The 19,918-nt window shown below is 75.5% G+C and carries 23 protein-coding genes; 3 read left to right on the top strand and 20 right to left on the bottom strand.

What is annotated here, in order from left to right; genetic code table 11:
* Positions 1 to 94: 94 nt before the first annotated feature.
* Both ACZ6EJ_RS12685 and ACZ6EJ_RS12680 read right to left on the bottom strand, forming a co-directional pair.
* Positions 95 to 286 (bottom strand): DUF6381 family protein, encoded by a 192-nt coding sequence (locus tag ACZ6EJ_RS12685; RefSeq protein WP_469266735.1) that lies wholly within the window; start codon positions 284 to 286, stop codon positions 95 to 97.
* Positions 287 to 384: 98 nt separating this feature from the next.
* A complete protein-coding gene (locus tag ACZ6EJ_RS12680) occupies positions 385 to 1,590 on the bottom strand; it encodes an FUSC family protein (protein WP_469266733.1) in 1,206 nt (401 codons plus the stop codon).
* Positions 1,591 to 1,714: 124 nt separating this feature from the next.
* Here ACZ6EJ_RS12680 and ACZ6EJ_RS12675 point away from each other — a divergent pair, with 124 nt between their 5' ends.
* Positions 1,715 to 1,912 (top strand): DUF6480 family protein, encoded by a 198-nt coding sequence (locus tag ACZ6EJ_RS12675; protein ID WP_469266731.1) that lies wholly within the window; start codon positions 1,715 to 1,717, stop codon positions 1,910 to 1,912.
* Positions 1,909 to 2,577, top strand: coding sequence for an endonuclease (locus ACZ6EJ_RS12670; RefSeq protein WP_469266730.1), 669 nt, complete (start codon positions 1,909 to 1,911; stop codon positions 2,575 to 2,577). The genes ACZ6EJ_RS12675 and ACZ6EJ_RS12670 overlap by 4 nt, the downstream gene beginning before the upstream one ends.
* 44 nt (positions 2,578 to 2,621) lie before the next feature.
* Here ACZ6EJ_RS12670 and ACZ6EJ_RS12665 read toward each other — a convergent pair whose 3' ends face one another.
* The 15 genes from ACZ6EJ_RS12665 to ACZ6EJ_RS12595 all read right to left on the bottom strand — a co-directional run bounded on the left by ACZ6EJ_RS12665 (position 2,622) and on the right by ACZ6EJ_RS12595 (position 16,105).
* Entirely contained in the window at positions 2,622 to 2,801 is a 180-nt protein-coding gene (locus ACZ6EJ_RS12665) for a CsbD family protein (RefSeq protein WP_469266728.1), read from the bottom strand.
* 88 nt (positions 2,802 to 2,889) lie between these two features.
* Positions 2,890 to 3,279, bottom strand: a complete 390-nt coding sequence (locus ACZ6EJ_RS12660) for a hypothetical protein (protein ID WP_469266726.1) — start codon at positions 3,277 to 3,279, stop codon at positions 2,890 to 2,892.
* Positions 3,280 to 3,360: 81 nt separating this feature from the next.
* A complete protein-coding gene (locus ACZ6EJ_RS12655; RefSeq protein ID WP_469266725.1) occupies positions 3,361 to 4,101 on the bottom strand; it encodes a hypothetical protein in 741 nt (246 codons plus the stop codon).
* Between the two features lie 67 nt (positions 4,102 to 4,168).
* The gene (locus tag ACZ6EJ_RS12650; protein WP_469266723.1) at positions 4,169 to 4,363 is read right to left on the bottom strand and encodes a hypothetical protein; all 195 of its coding nucleotides are present in this window, start codon (positions 4,361 to 4,363) and stop codon (positions 4,169 to 4,171) included.
* 117 nt (positions 4,364 to 4,480) lie between these two features.
* A complete protein-coding gene (locus ACZ6EJ_RS12645; protein ID WP_469266721.1) occupies positions 4,481 to 5,371 on the bottom strand; it encodes a phosphatidylinositol-specific phospholipase C/glycerophosphodiester phosphodiesterase family protein in 891 nt (296 codons plus the stop codon).
* Between the two features lie 170 nt (positions 5,372 to 5,541).
* The gene (locus ACZ6EJ_RS12640) at positions 5,542 to 6,222 is read right to left on the bottom strand and encodes an ABC transporter ATP-binding protein (RefSeq protein WP_469266720.1); all 681 of its coding nucleotides are present in this window, start codon (positions 6,220 to 6,222) and stop codon (positions 5,542 to 5,544) included.
* On the bottom strand, positions 6,215 to 7,207 hold the full coding sequence (locus tag ACZ6EJ_RS12635) for an ABC transporter ATP-binding protein (protein WP_469266719.1): 993 nt from the start codon (positions 7,205 to 7,207) through the stop codon (positions 6,215 to 6,217). The genes ACZ6EJ_RS12640 and ACZ6EJ_RS12635 overlap by 8 nt, the downstream gene beginning before the upstream one ends.
* Entirely contained in the window at positions 7,204 to 8,061 is an 858-nt protein-coding gene (locus tag ACZ6EJ_RS12630; protein WP_469266717.1) for an ABC transporter permease, read from the bottom strand. Before ACZ6EJ_RS12630 ends, ACZ6EJ_RS12635 begins: the two co-directional genes overlap by 4 nt.
* Positions 8,054 to 9,019: an ABC transporter permease gene (locus ACZ6EJ_RS12625; RefSeq protein ID WP_469266799.1), complete on the bottom strand. Its 966-nt coding sequence runs from the start codon at positions 9,017 to 9,019 to the stop codon at positions 8,054 to 8,056. The genes ACZ6EJ_RS12630 and ACZ6EJ_RS12625 overlap by 8 nt, the downstream gene beginning before the upstream one ends.
* Positions 9,020 to 9,042: 23 nt before the next feature.
* Entirely contained in the window at positions 9,043 to 10,653 is a 1,611-nt protein-coding gene (locus ACZ6EJ_RS12620) for an ABC transporter substrate-binding protein (protein ID WP_469266797.1), read from the bottom strand.
* 135 nt (positions 10,654 to 10,788) lie between these two features.
* Positions 10,789 to 11,907, bottom strand: a complete 1,119-nt coding sequence (locus tag ACZ6EJ_RS12615) for an acyl-CoA dehydrogenase family protein (protein ID WP_469266716.1) — start codon at positions 11,905 to 11,907, stop codon at positions 10,789 to 10,791.
* Positions 11,904 to 13,091, bottom strand: a complete 1,188-nt coding sequence (locus ACZ6EJ_RS12610; protein WP_469266715.1) for an acyl-CoA dehydrogenase family protein — start codon at positions 13,089 to 13,091, stop codon at positions 11,904 to 11,906. Before ACZ6EJ_RS12610 ends, ACZ6EJ_RS12615 begins: the two co-directional genes overlap by 4 nt.
* Complete coding sequence (locus tag ACZ6EJ_RS12605) at positions 13,088 to 14,053, bottom strand: NADPH:quinone oxidoreductase family protein (RefSeq protein WP_469266713.1); 966 nt, start codon at positions 14,051 to 14,053, stop codon at positions 13,088 to 13,090. The genes ACZ6EJ_RS12610 and ACZ6EJ_RS12605 overlap by 4 nt, the downstream gene beginning before the upstream one ends.
* A 117-nt stretch (positions 14,054 to 14,170) precedes the next feature.
* Positions 14,171 to 14,767, bottom strand: a complete 597-nt coding sequence (locus ACZ6EJ_RS12600) for a helix-turn-helix domain-containing protein (RefSeq protein WP_469266711.1) — start codon at positions 14,765 to 14,767, stop codon at positions 14,171 to 14,173.
* A gap of 42 nt (positions 14,768 to 14,809) precedes the next feature.
* The gene (locus tag ACZ6EJ_RS12595) at positions 14,810 to 16,105 is read right to left on the bottom strand and encodes an alpha/beta fold hydrolase (protein WP_469266710.1); all 1,296 of its coding nucleotides are present in this window, start codon (positions 16,103 to 16,105) and stop codon (positions 14,810 to 14,812) included.
* Positions 16,106 to 16,246: 141 nt separating this feature from the next.
* On the opposite strand from ACZ6EJ_RS12595, the gene ACZ6EJ_RS12590 reads away from it, so the two are divergent.
* Positions 16,247 to 17,410 (top strand): ABC transporter ATP-binding protein, encoded by a 1,164-nt coding sequence (locus tag ACZ6EJ_RS12590; RefSeq protein WP_469266709.1) that lies wholly within the window; start codon positions 16,247 to 16,249, stop codon positions 17,408 to 17,410.
* 24 nt (positions 17,411 to 17,434) lie between these two features.
* Here ACZ6EJ_RS12590 and ACZ6EJ_RS12585 read toward each other — a convergent pair whose 3' ends face one another.
* Genes ACZ6EJ_RS12585 through ACZ6EJ_RS12575 form a run of 3 tightly spaced genes read right to left on the bottom strand, consistent with a single transcriptional unit; the run spans position 17,435 to position 19,727 of the window.
* A complete protein-coding gene (locus ACZ6EJ_RS12585; protein WP_469266708.1) occupies positions 17,435 to 18,388 on the bottom strand; it encodes an ABC transporter substrate-binding protein in 954 nt (317 codons plus the stop codon).
* The gene (locus ACZ6EJ_RS12580; RefSeq protein WP_469266706.1) at positions 18,385 to 19,053 is read right to left on the bottom strand and encodes an ABC transporter permease; all 669 of its coding nucleotides are present in this window, start codon (positions 19,051 to 19,053) and stop codon (positions 18,385 to 18,387) included. Before ACZ6EJ_RS12580 ends, ACZ6EJ_RS12585 begins: the two co-directional genes overlap by 4 nt.
* Positions 19,050 to 19,727, bottom strand: coding sequence for an ABC transporter permease (locus ACZ6EJ_RS12575; RefSeq protein ID WP_469266704.1), 678 nt, complete (start codon positions 19,725 to 19,727; stop codon positions 19,050 to 19,052). The genes ACZ6EJ_RS12580 and ACZ6EJ_RS12575 overlap by 4 nt, the downstream gene beginning before the upstream one ends.
* Between the last annotated feature and the right edge of the window lie 191 nt (positions 19,728 to 19,918).

The raw sequence follows: 19,918 nt of genomic DNA, 5'->3' as shown, positions 1-19,918 counted from the left end.
GACGGCGTACGCCCGGCCCCGGACGCGCCGGGGCCGGGCGGGCGCGGGACGTCCTCGCGGGCGTACGCGTACGGGGGCGCCCCGCGCGGGCGGACTACTTCTCGGGGTAGACGTCGCCGGCGGCCATCGCGCTCTGCTGGGCGCTCCGGTCCCGCATCGTCCGGGACTTCTTCTCCAGCCGCTCGCGCTCGTGCGGGTCGCTCGACCGCTCGGCGGCCTCGGCGAGCTGCCGGGCCTTCTCACGCATCTGCCGCGCCAGGTCGGCGGGTTCGTCCGAACCGCTCATCACCACTCCTCGGGAGCCGGGGTCACTGCCCCCAGCGAACCAGCCGCGAGCCGCTTCCGCATCCCGCGCGCGGCCGGTGCGGCGGCGCGGGAGGGGGGTCAGGCGTGCTGCCTGCCGAGCCGGCGCCGCACGGCCCGCAGCCGGGGGTGGCGGGCGTGCGCCTCGGCGGAGCGCCGGTCCAGCTCCTCGGCCAGGCGCTTGGTGCGCTCGTCGATGTCGAGTTCGTCCAGGATGCGGTCGATCTCGGCGAGCAGGGCTCCGTGCAGTTGCCACTGCCTCGGGTGCTCCTGGACGTCCTCCAGGAGCAGGTCGGCGACCTGGTCGCGGGTGGCGCGGCTGCGGGCGAGCGCGTCGGCCAGCCGGTCCTCGGCCTCCTCGGCGTCGGCGGCGAGCTGGGTGGTGACCAGGACGGAGAAGCTCTCGATCGCCTCGGCGAGCCGGCCGAAGAGCTCCCTGAGCAGCTCCGCCACGTCGGCCGGGAACAGCGTCTCCTCCGTACGGGCCTTGGCCAGGTCGGTGAGGGAGCGGGACAGGACGCGCAGGACGACCGCGCAGATCTCCAGCGTGTCGAGCCCGGAGCGCAGGACGACCCGGTGCAGCAGCCCCTGCCTCACCCTGGGGTTGAGGGTGAGACTCTCCTCCGCCTGCCGCAGGGACGCGTCCACCTCGACGATGTCGTGGTCGAGCCTGCGGGCCTCGTGGAGCCGGGCGGCGGCCCGTGGGACGGGGTTGCTGCCCACCACCTCCTCGCCCATGCTGCGGAGCATCGCGCCCATGCGCGTGGCCAGCGACTCGATGGAGGAACCCGCCGACCTGACCCAGACCGGCGGGGCGAAGACCAGGTTGAACAGCAGGCCCACGCCGGCGCCGATCAGCGTCTCCCACACCCGGTCCCAGGCGGTCTCCGCGACCTGGGAGACGCCGAGCACGAGCATCGCGCTGATCGCCACCTCGGGCACGAACTCGTTGACCCGGACGAGTCGCCCGATCAGGAGTGCGGTGAAGATGGTGAGGCCCAGACTCCACCAGGTCAGCCCCACCAGGGAGCTGAAGGCGGTGGCGATGAGCACGCCGACGACGACGGAGTTCACGCGGCGGATGCCGGTGGTGAGGGTCGCGTAGAGGGTGACCTGGACGACCAGGAGCGCGGTGAGGGGCGCGGTCAGGGGCGCCGGTTCGGGCAGGGCCCAGACGGCCGCGGAGTACGCGATCACGGCGGCCGCGGTCGACCGCAGGGTCTGGACCCCGACGGGTTCGGTGGTGCGCTGCACGAGCTTGAGGACAGGGGCGGAAACACGGGACATTCCTTGACGGTGCCCCGAATTCCGGCCAGGCAGACTCTTTTTCGCCGGTGCGCCCGTACGGCCCCGCGCTGCGGCTGGTCCGTACGGACGTGCGCGGACGTGCCGGGCGGGGGACCCTGGGTGCATGGCTGTTTCGCTGAATCGACCGGGGTTGCGCCCTCCCGGCGAGACCCCGCCCGCCGAGGGTTCGACCGCCGAGGCCCACGAGGAGCGCGCGGACGGCGGCGTCTGGGAGCACCCCGTCGTGTGGGTGGGCCTGATCGTGGCGGTCGCCCTGGTCGTCGCAGGGTTCTTCGTCGCCCGGATCGCCGGCTACGGATGAGCGCACGGGTCTCCGCGTCGGCGCGCCGGATCGCGGACGCGCTGATGGCGGAGTGCGGGCGGACGTACGCGGCCGAGGCCGGCATCACGCTGCGCGACACGCCGCAGCCGCTGTACCAGCTCCTCGTGCTGAGCCATCTGCTGAGCGCGCGCATCCGCGCGTCGGTCGCCGCGGCGTCCGCGCGGGCGCTGCTCGGGCACGGGATGCGCACGCCGCGCCGCATGATGGACGCGACCTGGCGGCAGCGGGTGGACGCGTTGGGCGAGGGCGGATACCGCCGCTACGACGAGCGGACCGCCACCCAGCTCGGGGACGGGGCGCGGCTCGTGCTCGACGCGTGGGGCGGCGACCTGCGCCGGCTGCGCCGGGAGGCGGACGGCGACGGGGCCGTGCTGCGGTCCGGGCTCCAGCGCGTGCGGGGCATCGGGCCGACGGGCGCGGACGTCTTCGTGCGCGAGGTCCAGACGGTGTGGCCGGAGACGGGGTTCCGGGCGGGGGCCAAGGGGCTCCAGGGGGCCGAGCGGCTCGGCCTGCCCGCCTCCCCCGAGGCGCTGGCCGAGGTCGCGCGCGGCCGCGACGGGGCGGCGTTCGCGGCGGCGCTGGTGCGGGCGGCGCTGGACCGGGACGTCGTCGACGCGGTCCGGGAAGCGGCCCGTACCGGGTGACGCCCACGCCCCCGCGCGGGCGGGTCAGGCGCGGGCTTTCCGGGTCAGGGGCGGGAGGCCGCCCGCGCGGCGCGGGCCAGGGTTTCCTGGCGGCGGGCCTCGGCCTGCTCCCGTCGGCCTTCGGCCTTGAGCCGCTCGTCGTCGAGGGCGATGCCGTCGGACTCCTTGATCATGCCTTTGAGCCGTCGCGCCTTGGCGCGGGCCACGTCGGTGCTCGTTCCCACAACTGCCTCCGTACGGCGAGGGGCGTACGCGCTTGCACCTCCATGGTGCCCGGCCGCGCGGCGGAACGCGCAGGGCGGCGCGGGAGCGCTACAGCAGGGGGTCGCCGCCCTCCTCCGGTCCGCCGCCCTCGACCCGCAGGGCGAGGTCCTGCAGGACGTCGGCCGAGGTCACGTCCGTCTGCCCGGAGTCGTGCACCTGGGCCAGCATGGTGAACGCCAGGGTGAACGCGCTCACCAGCTGCTCGACCGCACCGCCCACCTCCCGCCCGACGACGGTCACCACGTCCTCGACGGAGAAGTCGTCGGGGATGGCGATGTGGGGCATCGTCTCGTTCAGCAGGGCGGTGACGGCGCCCGCTCCCGTCTCCAGCTCTTCCCCTTCGAGGTCCGCCTCCAGCAGGCGCTGCATCTCGCGCGCCTCCGTGAGGATGCCGATCACGCGCTTCACGACTTCCCGTTGCTCCATGGGCGCGAGCATAGGGCGTACGCCCCGGCCGCACCGCCGGGTCGCGCGGACTGGCCCCCCGTGCCCGCGGGGTTCGCGCCCGGGGGCCGGGGTTCAGCGCGGCGGGGGCTTCCGGCGGGAGCGGTTCTCCACCATCGCCCTGCGGATCTCGGCCGCGGTGGCGCGGGCGTGCGCCGGGGTGGCGGTGTGGCCCGCGACCGAGGTGACGAAGCGGTGCAGGGGCTGGCGGCAGCGGGTGCACGGGGCGTCGGTGGTGAGGAGGTGGCCGTCCTCGCAGCTCGGCTCGGGGCACGGGCCGGGCCGCAGAAGCTGCTCGGCGACGTCCTGGGGGCTCCAGCGCCGACGGCCGTCCTCGTCCTTCTCGTTGAGGGCGTGGGCCCAGCGCAGGTTCCAGCGGCGCTCGACGCGCTCGCGCAGCAGGCCGGCGCTGCGGACGGCCAGCTCCTGGTGGATCAGCTCCTGGACGGTGCGCGGAACACGGCCGCCGAGCGCCTGGAGGAGCTGGGGCGGCAGGGCCTGGAGGACGTAGCCCGGCGGGTTGCTCTTGGCGTCCTCCCGCCAGCGGTCGCAGGCGCAGGCGCCGTCGGGCCGCTTCGGCGCGTGGCAGCGGCCGCACAGCCCCCGGCACTCGGCGCACAGCCCCCCGTCGAGCCCGTCCAGGTGGGGCGCGGGCGCCCGGCCGCACGCGTGGCAGCAGGCCGCGCACGGGCCGCAGAGCCGTTCGTCGCCCGCCTTGGTGGTCCAGTTCCGCATCTGGCACCGGCAGCACAGGGCGGTGTTGCAGTACTCGTGGTGGGCGGCGCCCGAGTGCCGGCCGGGGGGCGGAAGAGACATGTGCTCATTGTGCGCGATCCGCGGCCGCCTCGCGGACGGCCCCCGGCACCGGGGCCGGGGGCCGCCGTCAGGGCTGGAGGCCGCTGACCAGGTGGGCGGTGGCGCCGACGCCCTCGTGGATGCTCGGCGCCACGCTCGTACCGGCGAGGAAGAAGCCGAGCAGGGCGCAGACCAGCGCGTGCGAGAACTTCAGTCCTCCGTTGCGCAGGAAGATGATCGCGAGGATCAGCAGAAACAGCACCAGTGAGATCGAAACGGCCATGGCCAACCTCCTCCGCCGCGCCGGATTCGCGGCTTTCGGCCGCAAGTGTGGCGGAGCGGAGGAACCGTTCGGCGCACTGGCGGGTCCGCCGAACGGGTACTTCCGGACGGAGGCGTGTTACGCGGTCGGGGCGGCGTCCCCCCGGGCGCGCAGGAAGTGTTCGAGCCCGGCGAGGTCGTCGGTGTTGAGGTGGTCGACCCCGGCGGCGAGCAGTTCGCTCCAGAGGGCCGCGCGCTCGGGGCCGGGCCGGTCGGGCGTGGCCCAGAAGCGGATGCGGCGGCCCTCGCGGTGGGCCGCGGCGACGAGGGCGCGCAGCCGGTCGCGCTCGGCCGGGGGGAAGGGGCCCGCCCCGCGCCAGTCGAAGGTCTGGGTCCAGTTCGCGCTGACGAGCGGGGCGAAGGAGGCGGGGGCCGGGGCGCCGAGGTCGTCGAGGCGGCCGTCGTAGAACGCGAACCGGGTGCGCTGCGCCTCCATGGGGGCGCGGGCGGCGCGGTCGCCGGAGATGACGGGGGTGACCGCTCCGGGGTGGACGCGGCCGTCGCGGCAGCGGGTCAGGATGCGGTGGTGGCGGCGCAGTTGGCGGTCCAGCTCGTGGTAGGCGGCGACGCCGTCGGCCTTGATGTCGATGAGGAGCTGCAGGGGGGACCGGTGGTGCGGGTGGACGCTGCCGTGGCCCGCGCGGACCAGGGCGGCCAGCGGGTCGAGGTAGAGCGAGGCGAGGGTGCGGGCGGGGTCGAGCCCGGCGGGTTCGTGGGCGACCAGCAGCTCGCCGTCGACGAGGAAGACGTCGGCCTCCACGCTGGTGAACCCGTGCGCGAGCGCGTCGTGCAGGGGGCGGGGGTGAAGGTAGTCGTTGTGCGCGTGGGCCTGGCGCAGCGGGCGGGTCCGGCGCCGGGGCGCGGAGGCCGCGCGGGTCGCGGCGGACGCGGTCCCGGTCGGGAGGGCGAGCCCCGCGGTCGCGGTGGCGAGGGCGACCGTGAGCGCGCGGCGGCGGGTGGGGTGGGCCATGGGAGCTCCCTGGGTGCGGTCGGGCGGGGTGGGGTCGCGACGAGTATGGGGGCGCGCGCCGCCCTGCAGAGCAGGTACCTGACAAGTCTTCGGTGATGTTCACGCCCCGGTCACCTCCCCTCCCGCCGCGCCGCCCGCCGGACCCGCGGCGGCCGTCGTGCGCGCCCGGCTCAGAGGGGCGCGGTGCGCGGGGCGTCCGCGTCCTGCCGGCCCCAGCGGACCGTGCGGTCGCACCAGCGCTCCAGCAGGACCCGGTCGTGGCCGACGGCCAGGAGGGCGGCCCCGGACGCGGCGCGGTAGCGCTCCACCACGGCGACCAGGGCCGCCGTCGTGGACGCGTCGAGCATCGCGGTCATCTCGTCGCAGATGAGCAGCTTGGGGCTCAGGGCCAGCGACCGGGCCAGGCAGGCGCGTTGCAACTGGCCGTCGCTCACCGCGTGCGGGCGGCGCTCCAGCAGCTCCTCTGAGAGGCCGACCAGCGGGGCCAGTTCGGCCACCCGCGCCGGCGCCTCCCGGCGCCGCCCGGTGGCGCGCAGCGGCTGGGCGATCAACTCGCGCAGGCTGAGCCGGGGGTCGGCGGAGAGCCGGGGCTGCTGGAAGACGACGCCGACGGCCGTGCGCTGCTCCCTCGGGGCCCGGTGCCGCCAGCCGCGCACCACCGTGCCGTCCAGGGTCATCGTCCCGGAGTCGGGGCGGTGCAGGAGGGCGGCGACCTTGGCCAGGGTGGACTTGCCGCAGCCGCTGGGGCCCAGCAGCCCGACCGCCTCGCCCGGCGCGACGCGCAGGGAGACGTCGCGGACGACGGGATCGCGGCGGTCGTATCCGGCCGAGATCCCGGTCAGCTCAAGCATCGGCGGTCTCCTTCAGGGGGTGCGCCCGGCCGGGCGGCGCGTGGTGGCAGGCCAGCTCCGCCGCGAAGGCCGGGCGCTCGGCGGTGCAGCGGGCGTCGGCGTACGGGCAGCGGGCGGCGAAGGCGCACCCCTCGGGGAGCGCACCGAGTTCGGGCGGCATACCGGGGATCGGGACGAAGTCGCGCTCCGGCAGGGCGGCCAGCAACCCCCTGGCGTACGGGTGGCGGGGGCCGGGCGCACCGAAGAAGCGCCCGGCGCCGGCGATCTCGACGATCCGTCCCGCGTACATGACGGCGACCCGGTCCGCGACGCGTTCGGCGGCCGCCAGGTCGTGGGTGATGAGCAGCAGCGCCCGGCCCTCGTCGGTGTGGCGGCGCAGTTCGTCGACGGTCCGCTCGACGAGGTCCCGGTCGAGCCCGGTGGTCGGCTCGTCCGCGAGCAGCAGCGGGGCGTCGCCGACCAGGGCGAGGGCGAGGGCGGCGCGCTGGGCCAGGCCGCCGGAGAGCTGGTGCGGGTAGCGGTCGAGGTGGTCCTCGGGGAACGAGGCGCGGGCCGCGGCCGCCGCGCCGGCGCTCCGCAGGGCGTCCCCGCGCACCCCGGTCAGCTCCCGCAGCGCCTCCTCCACCTGGGCCCGGACGGTGCGGACGGGCGTCAGATGGGCGGCGGGGCTCTGCGGTACGAGGCCGACGCGCCGGCCGCGCACCGTGCGGGCGAGGGTGCGCTCGCCGACCGCCAGCAGGTCCGTGTCGCCGCCGAGCACGGCGCTGCCGCTCGTGCGGGCGTTGGCGGGCAGCAGCCCGAGCAGGGCGGAGGCCAGCACGGACTTGCCGCAGCCGCTCTCCCCCACCAGGGCCAGGCACTCCCCCGCCGCGACGGAGAAGCGGGCCCCGGTGACGGCCGCGATGTCCCGGCCGCCGCGCATCCGGAACCGGACGGACAGGTCCTCGACGGCGAGGACGGGAACGGCTTCGCGGGGGGCGGTCACAGCATCAGCTCCGATTTCCGGCGCGGGTTGATCCGGTCGCGCCAGGCTCCGGCGAGGCCGGCCAGCGCGAGGGTCGGGATGATCAGGAAGAGGCCGGGGAAGAGCGTGGGCCACCAGTCCCCCGCGAGGAGCGAGCCGCGCGCCGACTGGACGAGGTTGCCCAGGCTCGCCTGGTGCGCGGGGAGCCCGAGCCCGAGGAAGGAGAGCGCGGACTCGTGCCACATGGCGTGCGGCACCATGAGGACCGCGGCGAGGGCGGCCTGCGGGAACACGCCGGGCAGCAGGTGCCGCACGATGATCCGGCCGCGGGAGGCCCCGCCGGAGACCGCCGCGTCGATGAAGGGGCGCGAGCGCAGCGACAGGATCTCGGAGCGGACGATCCGGGCGGTGGAGAGCCAGTGGGTCAGCGCGACCGAGACGATCACGGGCCAGACGCCGGGCCGGAACATCGCCACGATGAAGATGCCGAGCAGCAGGTGGGGCACGGAGGACAGGGCGTCGACGACCCGCATCACGATCCGGTCCGTCCAGCCGCCGAACGCCCCGGCGAGCGCGCCGATCGCGGTGCCGACGACGGTGGCGGTGAGGGCCGCGACCACCCCGACGAGCAGCGAGACGCGCAGCCCGTAGACGCAGCGCAGCAGCAGGTCGCGTCCGACGTCGTCGGTGCCGAAGGGGTGGGCCCACGAGGGCGGGTGGAGCTTGGCGCCCAGGTCGACGGCCTGCTGGTCGAGCTGGGCCAGCGGCGGTACGACGACCACGGCGAGCAGCACGGCGACGACGATCGCGGCCGACGCGGTGACCCGGACGCGGCGGGCGGTGCGGCCCGGCAGGGCGAGGGCGGTCTCAGCCATCGAAGGCCACCCTCGGGTCGGCCAGCCCGTACAGGAGGTCGGAGAGCAGGTTGCCCAGCAGGACGGCGGCGGTGGCCACCACGGTGAGGGCGGCCAGCAGGGAGAAGTCGACGGAGGTGGCGGCCTCCACGGTGGCGGCGGCGATGCCGGGCCAACTGAAGACCGTCTCCACCAGCAGGGCCCCGGTGATGAGTTCGGGGACGCGGGAGCCGATCAGGGTGAGCATCGGCAGCATCCCCGAGCGCAGGGCGTGCCCCAGGAGCACGGTGCGCTCGCTCAGCCCGCGGGCGCGGGCGCCGCGGACCGGGTCCTCGGCGAGCGCGTCGGCGACCCCCTGGCGTACGTACAGGAAGAACCACGGCGCCTGGGAGACGCCGAGGACGGCGGCGGGGAGCACGAGGTGGGAGGCGACCTGGCCGAAGGTGACGGCGTCGCTGCCCGCGTCGGTCAGTCCGCCGGCCGGCAGGACGTCCAGCTTCAGGGCGAAGAACCAGATGGCGAGCAGCCCGAGCCAGAAGGCGGGGGCGGCCTCCAGGGTGTACGCGGCGGAGGCGGCGCACCGGTCGAGCCAGCCGCCGGGCCTGCGGGCCGCGAGGACGCCGAGGCCGGCGCCGAGCAGGATCGCGACGGCGAACGCGCTGGCGGCGAGCAGGACGGACCAGCCCATGCGTTCGGCGATGACGTCCGCGACGGGCTGGCGCATCACGCTGGAGTCCCCGAGGTCGCCCCGGAGCGCCGAGGTCAGCCAGTCCCACCAGCGGGCGACCAGCGGCTGGTCGACGCCGAGGTTGGCCCGCAGTCGGTCGAGGTTCTCCTGCGAGGCGGTGAGGCCGGCGGTGCCCGCGTACGCCTTGACGGGGTCGAAGGGGGACGCGGCGGCGACGGCGAAGACCCCGAAGGTGACGACGCCGAGGACGGGGACGGCGAACAGGGCCCGCCGTCCCGCCATCCGCGCCATCGGTCCCCAGGGGAGGCGGGGGCTCACTTCTTCGAGCCTCCGGAACCCGCCGCGGACCACTTCTCGACGTTCCACCAGGGGCCGGAGGCCAGCCCGTGGTCGTGCGGCTCGACCTGGGTGGTGAGCGGGCCGAAGCGGTCGTCGACTACGTAGAGGTGGTCGATGTGGGTGAGGAAGGTGTAGCCCGGATTCCTCACCAGCTCGCGCTGGACGGTGTCGTACGCCTTCTTCCGCTCGGCCTCGTCGCCGCTGCGGCGCCCCTTCTCCAGGGCGGCGTCGACGGCCTTGTTGTCGTACCAGGCCATGTTGTTGAAGCCGTCGCCCGCGAGGGAGGACTTCAGCAGGGTGTACTGGTCGAAGTCGGGGTCGGCGGGCGAGCCGCCGCCCGCGAGGACGGCGTCGTGCTTCATCCGGGGCTCGATGACCTCCCAGGTCCCGGCCTCGGTGGTGATGGCGATGCCGGCCTTCTTGGCGTCGGAGGCGTAGGCCAGGGCGTGCTCCTGGCGGAGCTTGTCGCCGGAGAGGTACCAGAGCGGGAAGGCGGCGCGCACGCCGTCCTTGACGCGGACGCCGTCCTCGCCCGGCTTCCAGCCTGCGTCGTCGAGGATCTTCTTCGCGGCGGCGAGGTCGTGGGGGCGCTCGGTGCCCTCGGCGAACCACGGGCTGCCGGTGGGGACGGGGCCGTAGGCGGGCTTGCCGCCGCCGTTGAGGACGGCCTCGACCATCGCCTCGCGGTCGACCGCGAGGTCGAGGGCGCGGCGCACGGCGGTGTCGCCGGCGACCTTGTTGTGCGTCGGCAGCGTCACCGTGCGGTAGTCGTAGGTGGTGGCGGCGTACGTGGTGCGGCCCTTGTCGTCGGCGAAGCCCTTGGCGAGGTTGGGCGGCAGGATCGCGCCGTCGAGGTCGCCGGAGCGCAGCCGGGTGGCGCGCACGTCGTCGTCCTTGATGATCGCCATGGTGAACTTCTTCACCTCGGGCGCGCCGCCCCAGTAGTGGGGGTTGGCGGTGAAACTGATCTTCTCGCCCTTGGACCACTTGGTCAGGACGTAGGGCCCGGTGCCGATGGGGCGGGTGGTGAAGGCCCCGGTGTTGACGTCCTGCCGGCCCGCGACGTGCTGGGGGACGATGGGCAGGACGGTGCGCTGGGCGAAGGGCGCGTAGGGGTACTTGAGGGTGAAGACGACCGTGTCCTCGCCCTTGGCCGTGACGTCCTCGACGGCGTCCAGCTCGGTGCGGGAGGGGTTGTTCGTCTTCTCGTCGAGGATGGTGCGGTAAGTGAAGACGACGTCCTTCGCGCCGAACGGCTCGCCGTCGCTGAACTTCACCCCCTGGCGCAGTCGGTACGTGTACGTGAGGCCGTCCGCGCTGATCTCGGGGAGCGCGGCGGCCAGGGCCGGGCGCAGGCGCATGTCGGCGTCCAGGGCGAGGAGCCCGTCGAAGATCTTGGAGTTGCCGTCCTTGCCGTAGCCGAGCAGCGGGCTCAGGGTGTCGGGCTCGTAGGCGATGCCGACGACGGCCGAGGAGGTCCCGGCGCCGCCCTGGGCGGCGTCCGGGTTCGAGCAGGCCGCCGCGGTCAGGGACAGGGCGGTCACCAGCGCGGCGGCGACCGCCGGCCGTATCGATCGGGCCGTCATACTCTGCACATCCATGTTCAAGATCGACAGTTGTTGCGAACAACGTGCAATTAAACAGCACCGCCAGGACGCCGGACACCCCGCGTCGCGGGGCGGTGCGGAGCGGAGCCGGGCGGGGGCCGCGGCACGGCGGCGTCAGGGGGCCGGCAGCTCCGCCGGCTCCGCGACGGCCGCGCGGTGGCCGCCCGCCGTGCCGTAGGCGATCGAGTCGGCCTTGGCGCGCTTGAGGTACAGGTGTGCCGGGTGCTCCCAGGTCATCCCGGTCCCGCCGTGCAGTTGCACGCACTCCTCGGCGGCGTGGACCGCCACGCCCGAGCAGTACGCCTGGGCCACCGCGACGGCGAGCGGGGCGTCCGGGCTGCCGGTGGCGAGGGCGTCGGCGGCGCTGCGGGCGGCGGCGCGGGCGGAGACGACCTCCAGCCAGAGCCGGGCCATCCTGTGCTTGAGCGCCTGGAACGACCCCACGGGCCGGTTGAACTGGCGTCGTTCGCGGGTGTGCCGGACCGTCTCGGCCAGGCACCACTCGGCGACTCCGAGCTGTTCGGAGGCGAGCAGCCCGGCCCCGGCGAGCAGTCCGCGCCGTACGGCGGCGACGCCGGGGCCGGGTGCGGCCAGGAGCGTCCCGGTCGGGCCGGCCAGGGTGACGGCGGCGAGCGGGCGGGTCAGGTCGAGGGGGACCAGGGGTTCCACCGCCACCCCGCGGGCCGCCGCGTCGACCGCGTACAGGCCCTCGGCGGTCGGCACCAGCAGCACGTCGGCCGCCGCCGCGTCGGCCACGCCCCGCACCGTCCCCGCCAGCGAGGCGGTGACCGCGCCCGCGCCGGCGGGCGGGGTGGCGAAGGGGACGGCGAGCACTGCGGTGGTGCGGCCCGCGGCCAGGTCGCCCAGGAGGGCTGCGGCCGGCCCGCCCGCGCCGCCCAGGGCGAGCAGCGTCTCGGTGGCCGTGACGGAGCTGGTCAGAAACGGGGCGGGGGCTACGGCGCGGCCCAGTTCCTCCAGCACCACGGCGGCCTCGCGGTGGGAGGCCCCCTGTCCGCCGAGCACCTCGGGGACGAGGAGTCCGGCCGCGCCGATGCCGGTGGCGAGCGCCTCCCACAACCGCGGGTCGTACGGCGTGCCGGCCTCGGCCGCCGCGAGCACCGCCGGGGCGGCGGCCCGGTCGGCGAGGAGGGCGCGCACGGAGCGGCGCAGGTCCTCCTCGTCGCGCGAGTAGAGCAGGTCGGGGGCGGCGGGGGGCTGCGCGGGCGCGGTCATCGGCTCAGGTCCTTCCAGGCGGCGTCCTTGTCGTCGCGGGGCTCGGCGGGCAGGCCGAGGACGCGTTCGGCGACGATGTTCAGCAGCACCTCGCTGGTGCCCCCTTCGATGGAGTTGCCCTTGGAGCGCAGGTAGCGGTAGCCGGCGTCGCGTCCGGTGAAGTCGACCAGCTCCGGGCGGCGCATGGTCCAGTCGCCGTACAGCAGGCCCTCGTCGCCGAGCAGTTCCACCTCCAGGCCGCTGATCTCCTGGTTGAGGCGGGCGAAGGCGAGCTTCATGCCCGAGCCCTCGGGGCCGGGCTGTCCGGCGGCGAGCTGCTGGCGCAGCCGCTCGCCGGCGAGCCGGGCGACCTCGGCCTCCACCCACAGGGCCAGCAGGCGCTGGTGGGCGTCGTGGGTGCGCAGCTCGGGGCGTTCGCGCCAGGTCCGCGCGACGGGGCCGATCATGCCGCCCTCGCGCGGGAGGCGGGAGCCGCCGATGGAGACCCGCTCGTTCATCAGGGTGGTCCGCGCGACGTTCCAGCCCTCCCCCACCGGGCCGAGCCGGTGGCTGTCGGGGATGCGCACGCCGGTGAGGAAGACCTCGTTGAACTCCGCCTCGCCGGTGATCTGGCGCAGGGGCCGGACCTCGACGCCCGGATCGGTCATGTCGCAGACGAAGTAGGTGAGGCCCCGGTGCTTGGGCAGGTCCGGGTCGGTGCGGGCGAGGAGGATCGCCCAGCGGGCCAGATGGGCGCTGGACGTCCAGACCTTCTGGCCGTCGACGATCCAGTCGTCGCCCTCGCGGACGGCGCGGGTGGCGAGCGCCGCGAGGTCGGAGCCGGCGCCGGGTTCGCTGAAGAGCTGGCACCACACCTCCTCCCCCGCCCACAGGGGGCGCAGGAAGCGCCGCTTCTGCTCGTCGCCGCCGAAGGCGAGGAGGGTGGGCGCGGCCATGCCGAGGCCGATGCCGATGCGCCGGGGGTCGTTGTCGGGCGCGCCGGCGGCGGCGAGTGCGGCGTCGGCGACCGGCTGGAGGGAGCGGGGGGCGTCGAGGCCGCCGAGCCCCACCGGGTAGTGGACCCAGGCGAGGCCGGCGTCGAAGCGGGCCCGGAGGAAGTCGGTGCGGCCGGTGGCGGCGGGCGAGTGGGCGGCGAGCAGGTCGCGGACGCGGCGGCGGATCTCCTCCGCGTCGGCGGGGCTCATCGGACGCCTCGCGGCAGGACGGAGACGCGGCCGGTGCCGGCGCCGTCCGCGACGCGCTGGACGGCGTCGGCGGCCCGGCTCAGCGGGACCCGCTCGCTGATCAGGGGGGCGACGACGCCCCGCGCGGCCAGTTCGCCCAGCTCCTCGTGGCAGGCGCGGACGGCGGCCGGGTCCTTCGCGGCGTAGAGGCCCCAGTGGAGCCCGAGGACGGAGTAGTTCTTCACCAGGGCGTGGTTGAGGCCCGGTGCGGGGATGACCCCGCTGGCGAAGCCGACGACGAGGATGCGCCCCTCGAAGGCGACGCACTTGGCCGACTGGGTGTACGCCTCGCCGCCGACCGGGTCGTAGACGACGTCCGCGCCGCGCCCGCCGGTGGCTTCCCTGACGGCGGCGACGACGTCCTCGGCGTGCCGGTCGACGACCAGGTCGCAGCCGAGCCGGCGGGCCACGGCCGCCTTCGCGGGGCCGCCGACGACGCCGACGACCTTCGCGCCCGCCGCTCTGCCGAGCTGGACGGCGGCGCTGCCGACGCCGCCCGCCGCCGCGTGGACGAGGAGGGTCTCGCCGGGTTGGAGGCGGGCGCGGCGGTGCAGGCCGAACCAGCCGGTCTGGTAGCCGATGTGCAGGGCGGCGGCCTCGGCGTCGTCCAGCGCGTCGGGGGCGGGCAGCAGCGCCGCCCCGTCGGCGACGGCGTACTCGGCGAAGCCCCCGTACGGCAGGGCGGGGGTGGCGACGACCCGCCGGCCGTCCTCGGTCGTGCCGCACACCTCGACGCCCGGAGTGAACGGGAGCGGCGGCCGGACCTGGTACTGGCCCCGGCAGAGCAGGGCGTCGGGGAAGTTGACGTTGGCCGCGCGGACCTCGATGAGCACCTGGCCGTCGCCGGGCGTGGGTCTCGGCGCCTCCTCCAGCCGCATCACCTCGCGCGGCTCGCCGTTCCGGTGCACTCGCCATGCCTGCATGAGGGGCCTCCACAACGCTGTCGGCGGCGACCGCCGCCGTGGCCGGCACTACCACTGCCGCTCGGCATACTAAGCGGTCGCTTGCCTCGCTGGGAACACCTCGGCCCGACGCCCTCCTCAGCCCCGCTTCGGCTTGGCCCGCACATGCATCCGCTCGCCCTGCGGGCCGAACAGGCTGAGGAATTCCACCGGCTTGTCCTCCGCCGGCCCGAACCAGTGCGGCAGCCGGGTGTCGAACTCGGCGGCCTCTCCCGGCTCCAGCACCAGGTCGTGCTCGGCCAGCCGCAGCCGCAGCTTCCCGGAGAGCACGAACAGCCACTCGTACCCCTCGTGCGTGCGCTGCTCCGCCGGTTCCCCGCCGGGCTCCTGGACCATCTTGTACGCCTGGAGCCCGCCCGGCCGGGCGGTCAGCGGCAGCATGGTCCGCCCGTGCCGCACGATCGGCTTGGCCCGCACCCGCGGGTCGCCGACCGGCGGGGCGCCCACCAGGTCGTCGAGCGGCACCTCGTGGGCGCGGGCGATGGGCAGGATCAGCTCCAGGCTGGGGCGGCGGCCGCCGGACTCCAGCCGGGAGAGGGTGGAGACGGAGATCCCGGTGGCGGCCGAGAGGGCGGAGAGGGTGACCCCGCGGTCCTTGCGCAGACGGCGCAGGCGGGGGCCGACGCCGGAGAGCACCGCTTCGAGTTCCGGGTCGTCCCGGTCGTGTTCCTTCATCCCGCCATTGCAGAATCGGCAAGCCTGTTTGTCAACACGCGCTCATACCTCGCCCCTGACCAGGGCCAGCAGCCGGTCCAGGACCCTGGGCCCGCCCGCGCGCACCCCGTCGTGCTCGTACTCGTCGGTCACCCAGGTGCGCAGCCCCCGGATCGCCCTCGCCGTGCGCAGCGCGTGCCCGGTGTCCACGTACATGTCGTCGTGGTAGACGGCCGCCGCCACGGGGACCTCGTTGGCGGCGAGCCGGGCGGGGTCGTACAGCGCGGGCCAGGGGGTGCGGTGCGCCAGCAGGTCGGCGGTCTCGCGCAGCGGGCGCAGCGCCGGGTCGACGTCGAAGTGCCAGGGGTGGATGGTCTCGCCCGTGAAGAGGACCGGTCCGCCGCCCCGCAGCGCGGCCGCCGCGTCGAACTGCGGGAACTCGGCGCGCACCCGCTCGGCCGCCCAGCCGGTGGCGCGCTCGCCCTGCCCGTAGACGGCCTCGTGCAGCAGGGCGTACAGCGGGTGCCCGGCGAAGGAGGTGGCCGCGCGCACGGCTTCCTGGAAGGCGTCGGAGAGCCGTGGGCCGTGCGGGGTGGGGACGAAGGCGTTCTCCAGGAGGTAGTGGAGCCGGTGGCTGCCGTCGCCGCTGCCGAGCATGATGCCGAGCGACTGGAAGCTCTCGGGGGTCAGCCCGCGCCCGGCGGACTCGGGCCGGTGCTCGGCCAGGTGGGCGGTGATGGCGCGGGCGCGCTCGACGTCCTGCGGGTAGCGGGCGTAGTGCGCGGCGACCTTCCGCTCGATGCGGGGGTAGGCGGCCCGGTAGACGTCGTCCGCGTGCGCGTCCAGCGAGGGCAGCCCGCCGGTGATCAGGGCCGCCGACAGCCCCTCGGGGGCGGCCGACAGGTAGCGGACCGCGCAGAAGCCGCCGAAGGACTGGCCCAGCACCGTCCAGGGGGCCCCGCCGGTGAGCTCGCGGCGGATCAGCTCGCAGTCCCGGACGATGGCGTCGGCGCGGAAGTGGGCCAGGTAGTCGGCCTGTTCGCGCGGGCCGCCGCGCAGCGGGAGCGTCTGCCGGTCGGCCGGGGTGGACAGGCCGGTGCCGCGCTGGTCCAGAAGGAGCACCCGGTACTCGCGCAGCGCACGGCCGAGCCAGGCCTCCGCCCCCACGAACCGGCGCGCGCCGAAGCCGGGGCCGCCCTCCAGGTAGACCAGCCAGGGCAGTGCGCGGCCGGCGAGGGAGGCGGCCACCGCTTCCCGCCCGTAGACCTCGATCCGCTCGCCGCCGGGGGCGTCGTGGTCCAGGGGGACGGTGAAACGCCGGTCGGTGAGGACGACGCCGGGCTGACGGTACGTGTTCACGGGGCTCCTGCGTCCGAGGGAGGGGGGAGGGCATGGTCCCAGGGGAAAGGCCCCAGTTCAGCACAGCTCCCGGCCGAAGGGCCGTGCCCCCAACGGGCCCGCCCGTGTGCGGCGGGGCCCGGGCGCTCCTAGCGTGCAGACATGATCCGGTTCGAGCAGGTCGGCAAGGTCTACCCGGACGGGACGACGGCGGTCGACGGGTTGTCCTTCGAGGTCGCCGAGGGGGAGCTGGTGACCCTGGTGGGCCCGTCCGGCTGCGGCAAGACCACCACCATGATGATGGTGAACCGGCTGATCGAGCCCACGTCGGGCCGCGTCCTGGTGGCCGGCGAGGACATCGCCGAGGTCGACCCGGTGGGGCTGCGCCGCCGGATCGGCTACGTCATCCAGCAGGTCGGCCTCTTCCCGCACCGCACGGTCCTGGACAACACCGCCACCGTGCCGTCGCTGCTCGGCTGGAGGCGGGGGCGGGCCCGGCGGCGGGCGGCGGAGCTGCTGGAGCTGGTCGGGTTGGACCCGGCGACGTACGGCCCGCGCTATCCCGCGCAGCTCTCCGGCGGCGAGCGCCAGCGGGTGGGGGTGGCGCGGGCGCTCGCCGCCGACCCGCCGGTGCTGCTGATGGACGAGCCGTTCGGGGCGGTGGACCCGGTGGTGCGGGAGCGGTTGCAGAACGAGTTCCTGGCGCTCCAGGCGCGGGTGCGCAAGACGGTGCTCCTGGTGACCCACGACATCGAGGAGGCGGTGCGGATGGGCGACCGCATCGCGGTGTACGGGCAGGGGCGCGTCGAGCAGTTCGACACTCCGGCGGCCGTGCTCGGCGCCCCCGCGACCCCGTACGTCGCGCGGTTCGTCGGCGCCGACCGGGGGTTGAAGCGGCTCTCGGTCACCGCGATCGAGCCGGAGGACCTGGAGGAGCCGCCGGTGGCCCGCCTGGGGGAGCCCGCCCGCGAGGCGGCGGCGCGGCTCGCGGCGGCGGGGGCCCGGTGGGCGGTGGTCCTCGGCGGTGCGGGCGAGCTGCACGGCTGGGTGTCGGCGGACGCGCTGCGGGGGGCCGGGGAGCGGGGGACGGTGGGCGGGCTGGCGCGCCGGATGGAGGCGTGGGTGCCGGTCGGCGCCCCGTTGAAGCAGGCGTTCAGCGAGATGCTCCAGTACGACGCGGGGTGGGTGGCGGTGCTGGACGGGGCGCGCTTCCTCGGGGTGCTCACCCCGGCCAAGCTGCACGAGGCGCTGCGCCGGTCGGTGGACGCCGACGCCCGGGGCGTGGGACGCGACGAGGTGGACTTCGACTCGGTCGCGGACGCGTAGGGCACGGGTTTCCGCCGGGGCCGCTCACCGCGCCGCCAGGAGCCCCTTCGACTCCAGGTATCCGCGTGCGACGTCCTCGGGGAGCCTGCGCCAACTGTCGACCCGCTCGTTCATCGACGCGAGGTCGGCCGTGGTCAGCACGGTGTTGAGCCGGTCGAGGGCGTCGCGCACCCCGGTGCTCCCGGCGCCGGCCCGGTTGACGACGGGGACGACGTGGTCGGCGTTCTGGAGGCGCTTGTCGTCCGCCAGCAGGACCAGGCCGAACCGGTCCAGCGTGGCGTCGGTCGTGGTGGTGAGCACCATCTGGTCCTGGCCGTTCTGGACCGCCCGCTTCGCCTGGGTGGTGCCGACGCCCTTGGGGTCGACGGCGACGACGTCGATGCCGTACGTGCGGCGCAGCCCCGGTGCGCAGGAGGGCCGTCGCACGCATTCGTCGCCCGCCGCCAGCCGCACGGGCAGCCCGGCGGCGCCCAGGTCGCTGAGGGTCCTCAGGCGGTGCTTCCTCGCGTACGCGGCGGTGACCGCGAAGGCGTTCTGGTCGACGGCCCGGCCGGGGTCGAGCACGGTCAGCCCGCGCGGGGCGGCCAGCGCGCGCAGCGCCTTCATGGTGGCGTCGAGGTCGGGCGAGCCGGCGGGGGGCGCGTCGGCGCCGCGGGCCTTCGCGTTGAGCCAGTCGGCGAAGGTCGCCGCGTACTCCGGTACGACGTCGATCCGGCCGCTCTCCAGGGCGGGTTCGTAGATCTCCCGGTTGGTGACGGAGATGAGGTCGGTGGAGTATCCGGCGCGCTCCAGGAGCAGGGCGTACATCCGGGCCAGCAGCTCGCTCTCGGTGAACCCGGCCGATCCGACGGTGAGTTCCCTGCTGTCGCCGGGCGGCCCGGTGACCTCGCCCTGGTCCTCCAGGCTGGGGCCGGTGGCGCAGGCGGTGGCGGCGACGAGCAGGAGGGCCGCGAGGCAGCGGCGGGAGGCGGGCCTCACGCGCTCCCCCGCCGGCGCGGGGCGAGCCGCTGCCCGGCCTCGAACAGGCACTCGACCAGCAGGGCGAGGGCGGCCACCAGGGCCGCTCCGGCGACCACCTGCGGGGTGGAGGCGAGGTGGAAGCCCGCGGTGATGACGCGGCCCAGCCCGCCGCCGCCCGCGAGTGCGGCGAGGGTGGCGGTGGCCACGAGTTGGACCGCGGCGATCCGCACCCCGGTGAGGATCAGCGGCAGGGCGAGGGGCAGTTCCACCCCCAGCAGCAACTGGCGACCGGTCATGCCCATCCCCCGGGCGGCCCGGACGACGTCGCGGTCGACCTCGCGCATTCCGACGTAGGCGTTGGTCAGGAGCGGCGGCACGGCGAACAGGACCAGCGCGATGATCGTCGGCCACTGGCCGTGCGTGCCGATCGGGGTGAGCAGCAGCAGGACCAGCACAGCGAAGGTGGGGACGGCCCGGCCGACGTTGGAGAGGTTGACGGCGAGCGCACCGCCCTTGCCGAGGTGGCCGAGGACGAGGGCGACGGGCAGGGCGATCAGGCAGCTCAGGAGGAGGCAGACGGCGGTGAGGCGGAGGTGTTCGCCGAGCCGGTCGCCGATCCCCTCGGGGCCCGACCAGTGGGAGGCGGTGGTGAGCCAGGCCCAGGCGTCGGCGAGCGTGTTCACGCCCGCCTCCGGGTCCAGGGGGTCAGCAGCCGGCCGGCTCCCAGGAGCAGCAGGTCGGCGGCGACCGCGATGGCGACGCAGAGGACGGAGGCGGTGAGCACCTGGGCCTTGAAGTAGGTGTTCATGCCGGAGTAGATGAGGTTGCCGAGTCCGCCGTGGCCGACGATCGCCCCGACGGTGGCCAGGGAGACCGCGGAGACGGTGGCGATGCGCAGGCCGGCCATCGCGGCCGGGAGGGCGAGCGGGAGTTCCACGGCGAGCAGGAGGCGCAGCGGCCCGTACCCCATGCCCCGCGCCGCCTGCCGGGTCTCCTCGGGGACGGCCCGGAGCCCGGCCAGGATGTTGCGGACCAGCAGCGTCAGGGAGTAGAGGACGAGCCCCGCGACGACGAGCGCGGCGGAGAGCCCGTACAGCGGCAGCAGCAGCGAGAACATCGCCAGCGAGGGGATGGTGTAGAGGACGGTGGTGAGAGCGAGCACCGGCCCGGAGGCCCAGCGCCACCGGCGGGCCGCCACGGCCAGCGGGACGGCGAGCAGCAGGGCGATGGCCACCGAGGCGGCCGTCATCTGCACGTGCTGCACCACCGCGTCCACGAGGATCTCGCGGCGGCTGGAGAGATAGGCGCCGCAGAACCACTCGTTGCGGGCGAGGCAGTCGTCCGGGGGCGCGGTCACCCGTCCATTCCAGCGCGGCGGCCGAGCCCGCGCAGGCCGGGGGCGGCCGTTCGCGGGACGTGCGGGCCTGCCCCGACGCGAGCGGGACCGGCGGCAGAGCGGCCGGGCCCGCACCGGCGGCGGTTCCACGGGGGCGGAACGGTCCCCGGCCATGGAGCGGGCCTGCCGCCCGCGCCGGGCAGGCCATTCCA

The organism is Streptomyces sp. NPDC041970 (assembly GCF_055588985.1).
Note: the sequence above shows the minus strand (reverse complement) of the source record. Positions and strands in the feature narration are given on the sequence as shown.

What these genes read in the sequence shown, in the direction of transcription:
- ACZ6EJ_RS12685 (WP_469266735.1), bottom strand. Translation starts at nt 286, where the DNA reads ATGAGCGGTTCGGACGAACCCGCCGACCTGGCGCGGCAGATGCGTGAG.
- ACZ6EJ_RS12680 (WP_469266733.1), bottom strand. Translation starts at nt 1,590, where the DNA reads ATGTCCCGTGTTTCCGCCCCTGTCCTCAAGCTCGTGCAGCGCACCACC.
- ACZ6EJ_RS12675 (WP_469266731.1), top strand. Translation starts at nt 1,715, where the DNA reads ATGGCTGTTTCGCTGAATCGACCGGGGTTGCGCCCTCCCGGCGAGACC.
- ACZ6EJ_RS12670 (WP_469266730.1), top strand. Translation starts at nt 1,909, where the DNA reads ATGAGCGCACGGGTCTCCGCGTCGGCGCGCCGGATCGCGGACGCGCTG.
- ACZ6EJ_RS12660 (WP_469266726.1), bottom strand. Translation starts at nt 3,279, where the DNA reads ATGCTCGCGCCCATGGAGCAACGGGAAGTCGTGAAGCGCGTGATCGGC.
- ACZ6EJ_RS12655 (WP_469266725.1), bottom strand. Translation starts at nt 4,101, where the DNA reads ATGTCTCTTCCGCCCCCCGGCCGGCACTCGGGCGCCGCCCACCACGAG.
- ACZ6EJ_RS12650 (WP_469266723.1), bottom strand. Translation starts at nt 4,363, where the DNA reads ATGGCCGTTTCGATCTCACTGGTGCTGTTTCTGCTGATCCTCGCGATC.
- ACZ6EJ_RS12645 (WP_469266721.1), bottom strand. Translation starts at nt 5,371, where the DNA reads ATGGCCCACCCCACCCGCCGCCGCGCGCTCACGGTCGCCCTCGCCACC.
- ACZ6EJ_RS12640 (WP_469266720.1), bottom strand. Translation starts at nt 6,222, where the DNA reads ATGCTTGAGCTGACCGGGATCTCGGCCGGATACGACCGCCGCGATCCC.
- ACZ6EJ_RS12630 (WP_469266717.1), bottom strand. Translation starts at nt 8,061, where the DNA reads ATGGCTGAGACCGCCCTCGCCCTGCCGGGCCGCACCGCCCGCCGCGTC.
- ACZ6EJ_RS12625 (WP_469266799.1), bottom strand. Translation starts at nt 9,019, where the DNA reads ATGGCGCGGATGGCGGGACGGCGGGCCCTGTTCGCCGTCCCCGTCCTC.
- ACZ6EJ_RS12620 (WP_469266797.1), bottom strand. Translation starts at nt 10,653, where the DNA reads ATGACGGCCCGATCGATACGGCCGGCGGTCGCCGCCGCGCTGGTGACC.
- ACZ6EJ_RS12615 (WP_469266716.1), bottom strand. Translation starts at nt 11,907, where the DNA reads ATGACCGCGCCCGCGCAGCCCCCCGCCGCCCCCGACCTGCTCTACTCG.
- ACZ6EJ_RS12610 (WP_469266715.1), bottom strand. Translation starts at nt 13,091, where the DNA reads ATGAGCCCCGCCGACGCGGAGGAGATCCGCCGCCGCGTCCGCGACCTG.
- ACZ6EJ_RS12605 (WP_469266713.1), bottom strand. Translation starts at nt 14,053, where the DNA reads ATGCAGGCATGGCGAGTGCACCGGAACGGCGAGCCGCGCGAGGTGATG.
- ACZ6EJ_RS12600 (WP_469266711.1), bottom strand. Translation starts at nt 14,767, where the DNA reads ATGAAGGAACACGACCGGGACGACCCGGAACTCGAAGCGGTGCTCTCC.
- ACZ6EJ_RS12590 (WP_469266709.1), top strand. Translation starts at nt 16,247, where the DNA reads ATGATCCGGTTCGAGCAGGTCGGCAAGGTCTACCCGGACGGGACGACG.